We start from the raw sequence: 9760 nt of genomic DNA on the forward strand, positions 1-9760 counted from the left end.
CGCCGTCACCCACCCCACCGCTCGCCCTGAGACCAGCACACGCTCACCGGCAGAGACATTAGCTGCCGTTAACATATGATAAGCCGTCTGATAGGAACACATGCCCATCGCGGCCAGTTCAGCATCGGCCAGGTCGTTATTGGGCTGGTGATAAAACTGACTAGCCTTCACCGCAACATATTCAGCATAGCCCCCATCAGCTCCGTGGCCATAATAGTCGGGCATCAGGTTAAGATCTTCACGCTCATCCGGGTAGAGATTAAAATCCAGTAATCCACGCTCACCTAGGCGTGATGCAGGTACATTGCCACCCACAGCAACAATTCTACCGACAATATCCGCTCCCTGAATGCGGGGAAAAGTCAGGGTTGGCGAGCCACCCATCTGAAAGGAGGTGACTTCATTGCTGCTCCCGACCGGATATAAACCTTCACGCGCTTTTCTATCGGTATTGTTTTTTGCCGTTGCAGTGACTTTAACCAGGACTTCATCGTCTTTAGGTGTTGGCACGGGTATATCCTGACGATACACCAACTGTTCCAGCCCACCATGCCCCATCAAACACATCGCATTCATGGAAATAGGAATCACGCAGCCTCCTGATGATTTTTATTATTGGATCCAGTATCGACTTTAGGTGAAGCACCCTGTTATGTAAATCAAAATGCCAGTGTATTACCCTCCCAACTCAATAATTGGCCACTAGCTTCCGGAACCAGAGAGTCTATTACGGCCACTAAACAATGCGCCGCTTCTTCAGGCGTTTTAAGCTGACCATCTGGCACACGCTGTTGGAAAGGTTCAGACAAACCACTATCTGTCGTGCCCGGATGATAGGTCGCCAAAGCCGATAAAGGAAAGCGCCGCTGCCACTCTATTGCTGTGGTTTTGACCAGCATATTCAGTGCCGCTTTGGAAGTACGGTAGGCATACCAGCCACCTAGTCGATTATCGCTGATACTGCCAACTTTTGCTGAAATCGACATAAACCTTAAGACTGTATCGCGCTTCATGCGGCCACTTACGTGTTGTAAACAAGCGGCCGTTACTAATACATTTGCTGAAAAAGACGCAAGCAACGCCTCCTGCGTCAGTGCCTCAGTTCGCTTCTCTGGCTTTTGTGTTTCTGACCAAAGCAGGCCATTGGTAACCAAAAACTGATCGGGCAAGGGAGATTGTGAAGTGTGTGAATAATTTCATTCCAGTCCCAGGAGGCGATGTGTATCTGAGTAATATTGTCAGGCAGCTCTTTTGGATGTCTGGTAATAAGGGTAACCGATGCACCTGTAATGGCTTTGAGTCGAGCAACTGCCAAGCCGATTGCGCCGCCTCCCAGGATGTAGATAGTTGACATATGTTCACTCCGATTATTTGTACTTTTTACGCTTGGAGGTGTTAATTGGAGCTATTATCGTTATTGCTCTATTTGACAAGCCACCTGGTTGATCTAGGCTGAATACAGCCACTCACACTCAAAAATAAGCATAACAAGGAGTTCATCATGAAATGGCAATCCCCTCTTTTAGCGCTACTTCTGCTTTTACTTCTGTTGCCACTGTCATCTGTTGCTGACGAAGAGAAAAAGCTCTATATCATCTCTCCAGCCAACGGTGAAACCCTGAGCAACCCGGTTACTGTGCACTTTGGACTGAAAGGCATGGGAGTTGCGCCTGCTGGTGCTGATTTCCCAAACACCGGGCACCACCATCTGTTAATTGATGTCGATACCTTACCCGCCATGGATATGCCAGTACCTGCGGATGAACACCACTTGCATTTTGGTGGTGGACAAACCGAAGTTACCCTGGAACTGGAGCCGGGAGAGCATACGCTGCAGCTACTACTGGGTGATATGATGCATATCCCCCACCCTGAGCCAATGACCTCTGAGAAAATAACCATTACGGTGGAGTAAGCAAGACCCCGCTTCAAATCTATGCGGGTGTGGTTGGATTTTTGTTGATACTCAGCGCCGACAATCCATTCAGTTTATGGGACAATAGAACATATTTAGCAACGCACAATGGCCTAAGTTTTATTAATGAGTTCAACCCGCCCCAGAATTTTATTACTCTCTGCCTATGATGCCGCCAGCCATAAGCGCTGGCGAGAGCAGTTGATCATGAGCCTGCCTGAATTTGATTGGCACTGCCTGACACTACCGCCTCGCTTTTTTCGATGGCGTATTCGCGGGAACGCTTTAAGCTGGTTGAATGAACCGGCACTGCAGGAGCCTTGGGATTTGATAATCGCGACATCCATGACTGATCTTGTCGGTCTGCGCGGGTTTCATCAGACACTGACTTCGGTTCCAACATTGCTGTATATGCATGAAAATCAATTTGCATTTCCTGAATCCTCGCATGCAACCAATAATGTCGAACCCTGTATGATCAATCTATTCAGTGCTGTTGCGGCTGATCATCTAGTATTTAACAGTGAATGGAATCGACAGAGCTTTCTCCAGGGGGTTTCTGCTCTGTTCAAAAAACTTCCGGATCAGTTACCCAAAGGGCTACCCGAAGCTTTATTAAACAAATCATCGATCTTACCCGTGCCACTGGAAGACAAACTCTTTATTAAGCGGCAATGTCTCACTGATACGACCTGCCCTCACCTGCTCTGGAACCACCGCTGGGAGTATGACAAGGGGCCGGATCGTTTACTGAAACTACTGGATAGTCTGGTATCACGTGGACAGGATTTTCGTTTAAGTCTGGTGGGTGAGCAGTTTCGACAGCAGCCCGAAGCCTTTGCACAGATTCAACAGGTACATCACAGCCGCTTATTGCATTTTGGTTATCAAACGCAGATTGAAGAATATCATCAACTGTTACAGCAAGCCGATATCGTGCTATCAACTGCACTGCATGACTTTCAGGGCCTTTCCATGCTCGAAGCCATGCCTCTGGCTGCCTTGCGCTGGCACCCAATAGACTGGCCTATCCGGAGTACATCCCTGCTGAGCAGTGTTACGCCAGCTACCCCCAAGACCCGGATGCCGAGGCTAACGCCGCCGCCGAACGTCTGATTGACTGGTTACACAACCCACCAGAACAACCCGTTCCAGATGACTGGCGCCTTTCCCAACTGCTTCCCACTTATCGGCAAGTGATAAAGGCATCAAGAAACCATCAAGGGGTCAGCCAGCTTGATCCTCTAAACGATTAAGATACTCAACCACCACTTGTGATGCTGGCCCGTAATAGCCCTGATCAAAATCTTCGCGAGTGGGTTCCATATTCAGTTCCACCGTCATGGCGCCAGCATCTTGAGCCACACCTAAAAATCCGGCCGCTGGATAAACTTTTCCGGAGGTGCCGATTGAGATAAACAGATCCGTTGTCGCTAGCGCATTAAAGCAATCATCCAGTTGATACGGCACCTCGCCGAACCAGACAATATCGGGGCGTAATACCTGTGGTGTGTCACAGCAACTGCAATGGTCCGATGCGCTTAAAGAGCCAATCCACGGGTGGGACAAACCACTGCGACTACACAGTGCACTTTGCAACTGTCCATGCATGGCGATCATATTCCGGCTACCGGCACGCCGATGCAGGTCATCTACATTCTGGGTGATCAGGGTAAACTGCCCTCCCCGTGCGGTGTGACTGGCTTCAAATTCAGCCAGTGCCAGATGTGCCGGATTTGGTTCGATGGCTGGATCCTGTAACTGCGCGCGACGGAGGTTATAAAAGCTATAGACCAAATCGGGATCGCGTTGAAACCCTTCCGGCGTAGCAACATCTTCTATGCGGTGATCTTCCCACAAGCCATTCTGATCACGAAAGGTCCGAATACCCGATTCAGCTGAAATACCCGCCCCGGTGAGTACAACAATATGCCTGAATTTCATAGACACGCCTCCGTTTGTATCGTATCAGTGCGACTGACATCGTCACCAAACTGCAAAGCCGCCAGACGCTGATACAAGTCAGACTGCTGCAATAATTGCTGATGTGTACCTGAAGCCACTAATTGGCCCTGATCCATCACCAGAATTCGATCGGCAGAAACCACCGTCGACAGTCGATGCGCAATCACCAGTGAGGTACGCCCCTGCATCAGTTGATCCAGAGCCGCCTGCACCAGCTGTTCACTCTGCGCATCCAGGGCACTGGTGGCCTCATCCAATAACAGCACCCGTGGATCACGCAGCAAAGCCCGCGCAATCGCCATACGCTGACGCTGGCCACCGGATAACTGAATTCCACCAGAGCCCAAAGGTGTTTTTAACCCTAGTGGCAAGCGTTGAATAAATTCCCAGGCCTGGGCCTGAGATGCGGCTTCAATCAGTTCAGCTTCCGTAGCATCCGGACGGCCAAAACGCAGATTTTCTTCCACCGTACCGGTAAACAGAATAGTTTCCTGGGCCACCAGAGCCATACAGCTGCGCAGTGCCTGGGGATCCAGTTCTTTGATATTAATGCCATCCAGGCATATCTCACCCTGCGCCGGATCATAAAAGCGCAGCAGCAATTTCAACAGGCTGGATTTGCCTGCGCCAGATGGCCCCACCAAGGCGACGCGCTCACCCGGCTGAATGGTTACAGAAAAATCATGTATCACCGGTGTTTCAGGGCGCGACGGATAGACAAAACTGACCCCCTGAAAAGTTACCTCACCCTGTAAAGGGACAGGCAAGGGAGTGACTGACAGAGGTGACACGATGGCCGGCGTAGCATCCAACAGTTCCAGCAAACGCTCAGTAGCACCTGCCGCCCGTTGTACTTCACCGGCTACCTCAGCCAGGGTGGCCACCGCACCTGCGGCTATCAGGCATAGAACACAAACGCCGTCAGTTCACCTGGCTCATCCGTCCTGCCAGTACCGCATGACCACCCTGCCAGAGAATCAGTCCGACCGCCGAAAAAATCACCATCAGCGCAAAACCAGTTAACAACGAACGTTGCACAATCCGTGATCGCGCACTTTGAAACGCCTGTTCTACCCGGTGTTTATAGTGACGCTGATCCTCCGCCTCATGAACCGAAGCCTGCACAGTTTCGATACCGTGAATCACTTCACCGGCATAACTCCCCAGCTCCGCCACCCGATCCTGACTGGAGCGTGACAGGCTGCGTACACGCCGTCCAAACCAGACCACCGGCACTACCGTCACCGGAATCCCCACCAACACCAGTAAAGTCAGCAGTGGACTGGTAATAAACAGGAAAATCAGCGCACCAATAAAGGTCAGCAGGTTACGCAAGGCCATAGAGATCGATGAACCGAACAGGGTTTGCAGGACCGTGGTATCAGCTGTCAGCCGACTTTGAATCTCACCGCCACCATTACGGGCAAAGAATTCCGGCTCCAGGGTCAACAGATGATTGAACACCTGAGTGCGCAGATCCGCCGCCAGCCGCTCGCCAATCCAACTGACGAAGTAAAAGCGTGCGGCTGACGCCATGGCCATCACCAGCACCACAACCAGGGTCACCAGCAAACCGAAATTCAGCCACTGCACATCATTAGCGGCAAAGCCCCGGTCTACTACCAGTCGCAACCCCTGACCCAACAGCAACACACACCCGGCAGCCACGACCAGCGCTATAGCGGCAATAGTCATCTGCAGTTTGTAGGGCCATAAAAACCCTGATAAACGCAACAACAGTCTTGGGTGTGCTTTCAATTGAGTCATGGGTTTCCTGTTAATACTGGCTGAGCGGGATTACAGTGATTGTAACGCGATCAGCCAGTGATGATACAACGGAATACCAACAATCACATTGAGCGGGAATGTCAGACCCAACGCGGCCAACATCGCCAAGCCGATATTGGCATCAGGAATCGCATTGCGGATAGCCGCTGGTGCCGCTATATAGGATGCACTGGCCGTCATACTGGCCAGAATCACCACCGAACCAACCGGCAATTCCAGCCAGATACCCATAAACAAACCCGCCATAGCCAGTATCGGTGGTGCCACCAGCGCAAACACCAGTACCCGCCATTGTGCCCTCGGGAAGGGCCGAAGTGTTGTGGCAGCCGTGAGGCCCATATCCAGCAGAAACAAGGCTAAGACCACATGAAATGCGCCAGTCAGCAAGCCGGTCACATTGGCACCCTGCTCCGGACCATACATCACGCCAATGATCACACCACCCACCAGCAGAATAACTCCTCGATTGGTCAGGGCCTCATGCCATAATCCTGATAGGGTTGCCCCCTTAACCGGGACAGCACGACGGTAGAGTAACAAGGCGACAATAATGGCTGGCAGCTCCAACATGACTAAATACAAGGTCACTTCTGAGCCCACAGTCAGTTGCTGTGTTTGCGTATAAGCCAAGGCAACAGCAAAGGTACCAGCACTTACCGAGCCATAGTGCGCAGCCAGACTGGCACTATCAGCAAACGACAACTTAACCAGACGACGCAATAAAGGAATCAACAATAACGGCGTCAGTGCACCAATCATGGCAACACCAAGCAACTCTGGAATCAGCGACAGGCGTAACTGGCCATACAGGGCAAAACCGCCTTTCAAGCCGATGGTCAGCATCAGCATCAGACTAAGCAGGTCATAGGCCGCTTTGGGGACACTGAGATCCGAACGCACCAGACCCGCCACCAGTCCAACCAAAAAAAACATCACCACAATATCCGGCATACCAATCTCACTCCATCAAATGAATGTTGGCGCATTTTGCCTTGATACGAACATTTAGACTAATTAACTTATTACGTATAGAGTATAGATAAACATCTATACATGGACTGATATGAAACTACGCCACCTTACATTTCGCTTGCTGGAAGTATTTAGCTGTGTGATTAAAACCGGTAGCCTCAGTGAGGCCGCTCGCCAGCTACACCTGACCCAACCAACAGTTTCACTGCAACTAAAGCGTTTGAGTGAAGCCGTCGGAGAGCCCCTGCTGATCATGCACCGCCAGGGAGTTCAACTCACCGACACAGGACAGATCGTTTATGCCGCCGCACTGGATATGCTCGGTCGCTTTGATGATCTGCAAGACCAGCTACACAGTGTGCAGGCCGGGCAACACGGGCGCTTCAGTATTGCCATGGTCAATACCGCCCAGTATGTCTTGCCACGCCTGCTGGGCCCTTACAGCAAAACCTTCCCCGAGGTGGACCTTACCCTGGAAATCGGTAACCGCGAGCAGGTATTGCAGCGCTTTAATCAGCAACTGGATGATATCTATATCTTCAGCCACCCTCCGTCACTGGATCATGCCGCTGCGGCACGTTTTCTGCGTAACCCACTGGTGATAATTGCCGCCATGGATCATCCATTGGCACAGCAACCAAACCTCAGTATGACGGATCTGTTGAAGGAGCGATTTCTACTGCGAGAGCCGGGTTCAGCCACCCGCATGCTCTTCGATGGCTGGCTGCAAACCCAGGGATTGCAGCTAAACCGCAGCCTGCAGATGGCCAGCAACGAAGCCATACGTGTCGGAGTCGCGGCAGGTATGGGGATTGCCGTAATCTCCCGTCATGTGATTCCTGCCGGTGCGGCCGGGCTGGTTGAACTGTCTGTCCCTGGTTTTTCGCTGGAAAGCCATTGGCATTTTATTGTTCGCCGAGACCGGCGCCTGCCGCATGCGGCACGGCGCTTTTTGACCTTTGCAGACGCCCAACTGGAAAACTACCTGGACCCGGACTATGTCTGCCATGAAACCGATCAATTGCTGAAGGCTCTATCTACGTTGGATGTGGAGTAAATTAATTCACACCAAGAGTTAAAAATGAATGCATATCGACGTATGATGAAAAATACTAAAACGGACAAATGGCTATTAAAAGGAATTAATGATGCCTACCTTCTTCCTAAAAACACTTGTAACATGTATCGATACAGGATACTATTTACAATGATTAACACCTTCCGCGATCAATGGCTGGATGACTATTACTTTTGTGGTGAAAAGTCATCCAACATACCTAGCACAATTGAAAGTGCGCTAAAACGCAAGCTTGATATTATCCATGTTGCAAAAGGTGAGAAGGACTTAAGGGTACCACCAGGCAACCGCTTTGAGCATCTTGAAGGTAATCTAAAGAACTGGTGTTCGATCCGCGTTAACAAGCAATACCGCCTGATATTCCAATGGAGTGCAGGCGAAGCTAACGATCTGCATCTGGATCCCCATACATATAAGTAAGAGGTGAATTATGGTTGAAGCACTAAAAATTCCAGCTCATCAACCTACCCGTGTAGGCGTTATGCTCAAAGAAGAGTTTCTTGAACCTCTGGGCATCACACAGGGTGAACTGGCAAAAGCTATGGGCGTAGGCAGGAAGACCGTCAATGAGTTATGCGGTGGGCGGCGTGGCATAACTGCAGAAACAGCTTTTTTGCTGGCGAAGGTCCTGGGGACAACACCTGAGTTTTGGCTTAACCTCCAGCTCATCAATGACATGTGGCTGGCTCAACACAGTAATGTTTTGGCTGACAAGCTGAAACATGCACGCCCTTTGGTCGCCGCCTAGTCAATACCAAAAGCTATTGCCCTCTTAGCGGCGAGGTGCAACTGTTACCCGCTTGACCCGCTGAGATAACTCTTCCCAACCCTGCTGACTGACAGCTTTGGCATCAACGATTAGATGGTCAATTAATTCAGGCGGGCAGTAGGCTACCCGACTGACAGTACCTATCTTGGAATAATCAGCCAGAATCATCACCTGATGTGCATGACCAACCATCGCCCGAGCAATTTCAGCCTCCTGAAGATCAAAACTGCCAGCTCCCTGCTCGGCATCTATACCATAGGGTGACAACATAGCTACATCGACATGATAGCGACTCAGCTCATTGATAGTACCCGCGCCAAACGTCGCAGGCAGTTCACGACTCAGCTCACCGCCCAGCAATACGATACGATTCTCTCGATTTTCCATGCCATCGGCTTCACGCAACTTCTGCGCCGCCTCAATGGAATTGGTAATCAGTGTCAGGCCACTCAAGGCGGACAGTGCTTCAGCTAACAGCGTTGTGGTGCTGCCAGCATCCAGAAACAGGGTTTGTCCACCACTGACCAAAGCCGCTGCCGTTCGTGCTATCAGCCGCTTTTCTTTCAATCTGATCTGTGCGCGTTCGGCAAATGGCGGCTCCACTGCGTCCGTGATTGCCACCGCACCACCACGTACTCGGCGCAACTCCCCGGCAGCCTCCATGTCCATCAAATCACGACGGGCGGTTTCACGTGAGACCTGCATTTCCGTTACGATCCGGTCAACACTAATACGCCCAAAGGTTGCCAGAAGGGTTCTGATACGTAGATGTCGTTCTTCGTGCCACATAGATCCTGTTCTCAGTCACAGTATTGATTTAACCACTGCATCGCCTGCTGATGCAGCTCCGGTGTCGCCGCCGCAATCACGCGACCATCCGACGCTGATGTCAGTGTGGCACCCTGCCAATCCGTTATTATGCCACCGGCCTCTTCAATAATCGGTATCAGGGAGAGAAAATCGAACGGCTGCAATTGCGATTCAATCACCAAATCAATCAAGCCGGATGCAAGCAAGCCATAACCATAACAATCACCACCAAAACGCGGCACAGCAACCTGTGCAATCACCTGTTCCACGGCTCGGCGATCAGCTTCGCTAAAGTAATACAGCGATGTGGTGTAAAAACACGCCTCGGATAGCTGTCGGCAAGCACTGACCTGGCAGGGTTTATCCTCGCTACGTCGATCACTGAAAAACGTTCCCTGGCCTTTAATTCCCACCCAAGACTCTTCCAACGCTGGCATCTCGATGATGCCCAAACAAGGCTCGC

Annotated in this window: 14 protein-coding genes; 5 read left to right on the plus strand and 9 right to left on the minus strand. The window is 51.1% G+C overall.

Translation table 11 applies throughout. The features are described 5' to 3' along the window. The 3 genes from LH51_RS13685 to LH51_RS20605 form a co-directional block, all read right to left on the minus strand. Positions 1-576, minus strand: a 576-nt coding sequence (locus tag LH51_RS13685; protein WP_036523057.1) for an alcohol dehydrogenase catalytic domain-containing protein, incomplete at its 3' end; no start/stop codon positions are given. A gap of 83 nt (positions 577-659) precedes the next feature. Further along, positions 660-1013 (minus strand): hypothetical protein, encoded by a 354-nt coding sequence (locus LH51_RS13690; RefSeq protein ID WP_144244280.1) that lies wholly within the window; start codon positions 1011-1013, stop codon positions 660-662. Between the two features lie 77 nt (positions 1014-1090). Next, on the minus strand, positions 1091-1354 hold the full coding sequence (locus LH51_RS20605; protein WP_144244281.1) for a hypothetical protein: 264 nt from the start codon (positions 1352-1354) through the stop codon (positions 1091-1093). 147 nt (positions 1355-1501) lie between these two features. On the opposite strand from LH51_RS20605, the gene LH51_RS13695 reads away from it, so the two are divergent. After that, on the plus strand, positions 1502-1915 hold the full coding sequence (locus LH51_RS13695; protein ID WP_036523060.1) for a DUF4399 domain-containing protein: 414 nt from the start codon (positions 1502-1504) through the stop codon (positions 1913-1915). A 126-nt stretch (positions 1916-2041) separates the two neighbouring features. Further along, complete coding sequence (locus tag LH51_RS13700) at positions 2042-3031, plus strand: tRNA-queuosine alpha-mannosyltransferase domain-containing protein (RefSeq protein WP_200882005.1); 990 nt, start codon at positions 2042-2044, stop codon at positions 3029-3031. A gap of 111 nt (positions 3032-3142) precedes the next feature. On the opposite strand, the gene cobB is transcribed toward LH51_RS13700, so the two are convergent. The 4 genes from cobB to LH51_RS13715 are packed head-to-tail and all read right to left on the minus strand — an operon-like array spanning position 3143 to position 6619. Continuing rightward, positions 3143-3859, minus strand: coding sequence for a Sir2 family NAD+-dependent deacetylase (gene cobB, locus LH51_RS13705; protein ID WP_036523062.1), 717 nt, complete (start codon positions 3857-3859; stop codon positions 3143-3145). Continuing rightward, positions 3856-4764, minus strand: coding sequence for an ABC transporter ATP-binding protein (locus LH51_RS24380; protein ID WP_327125176.1), 909 nt, complete (start codon positions 4762-4764; stop codon positions 3856-3858). Before LH51_RS24380 ends, cobB begins: the two co-directional genes overlap by 4 nt. A gap of 37 nt (positions 4765-4801) precedes the next feature. Then, positions 4802-5647: an ABC transporter transmembrane domain-containing protein gene (locus LH51_RS24385; RefSeq protein WP_327125177.1), complete on the minus strand. Its 846-nt coding sequence runs from the start codon at positions 5645-5647 to the stop codon at positions 4802-4804. Positions 5648-5677: 30 nt separating this feature from the next. Beyond that, complete coding sequence (locus LH51_RS13715) at positions 5678-6619, minus strand: sodium-dependent bicarbonate transport family permease (RefSeq protein ID WP_036523065.1); 942 nt, start codon at positions 6617-6619, stop codon at positions 5678-5680. A 112-nt stretch (positions 6620-6731) separates the two neighbouring features. Here LH51_RS13715 and LH51_RS13720 point away from each other — a divergent pair, with 112 nt between their 5' ends. Genes LH51_RS13720 through LH51_RS13730 form a run of 3 tightly spaced genes read left to right on the plus strand, consistent with a single transcriptional unit; the run spans position 6732 to position 8466 of the window. Then, on the plus strand, positions 6732-7697 hold the full coding sequence (locus LH51_RS13720; protein WP_036523066.1) for a LysR family transcriptional regulator: 966 nt from the start codon (positions 6732-6734) through the stop codon (positions 7695-7697). 24 nt (positions 7698-7721) lie between these two features. Then, positions 7722-8138, plus strand: coding sequence for a type II toxin-antitoxin system RelE/ParE family toxin (locus LH51_RS13725; RefSeq protein ID WP_235263745.1), 417 nt, complete (start codon positions 7722-7724; stop codon positions 8136-8138). A gap of 10 nt (positions 8139-8148) precedes the next feature. Further along, positions 8149-8466 carry a HigA family addiction module antitoxin gene (locus LH51_RS13730; protein ID WP_036523069.1) on the plus strand — a complete coding sequence of 106 codons (318 nt, stop codon included), beginning with the start codon at positions 8149-8151 and terminating at the stop codon, positions 8464-8466. A 24-nt stretch (positions 8467-8490) separates the two neighbouring features. On the opposite strand, the gene LH51_RS13735 is transcribed toward LH51_RS13730, so the two are convergent. Further along, a complete protein-coding gene (locus tag LH51_RS13735) occupies positions 8491-9276 on the minus strand; it encodes a DeoR/GlpR family DNA-binding transcription regulator (RefSeq protein WP_036523072.1) in 786 nt (261 codons plus the stop codon). 11 nt (positions 9277-9287) lie between these two features. Next, on the minus strand, positions 9288-9760 hold a 473-nt coding region (locus LH51_RS13740), incomplete at its 5' end, for an inositol monophosphatase family protein (RefSeq protein ID WP_036523079.1).

Origin of the sequence: Nitrincola sp. A-D6 (assembly GCF_000764495.1) — a bacterium.
Taxonomy (GTDB): Bacteria; Pseudomonadota; Gammaproteobacteria; order Pseudomonadales; family Balneatricaceae; genus Nitrincola.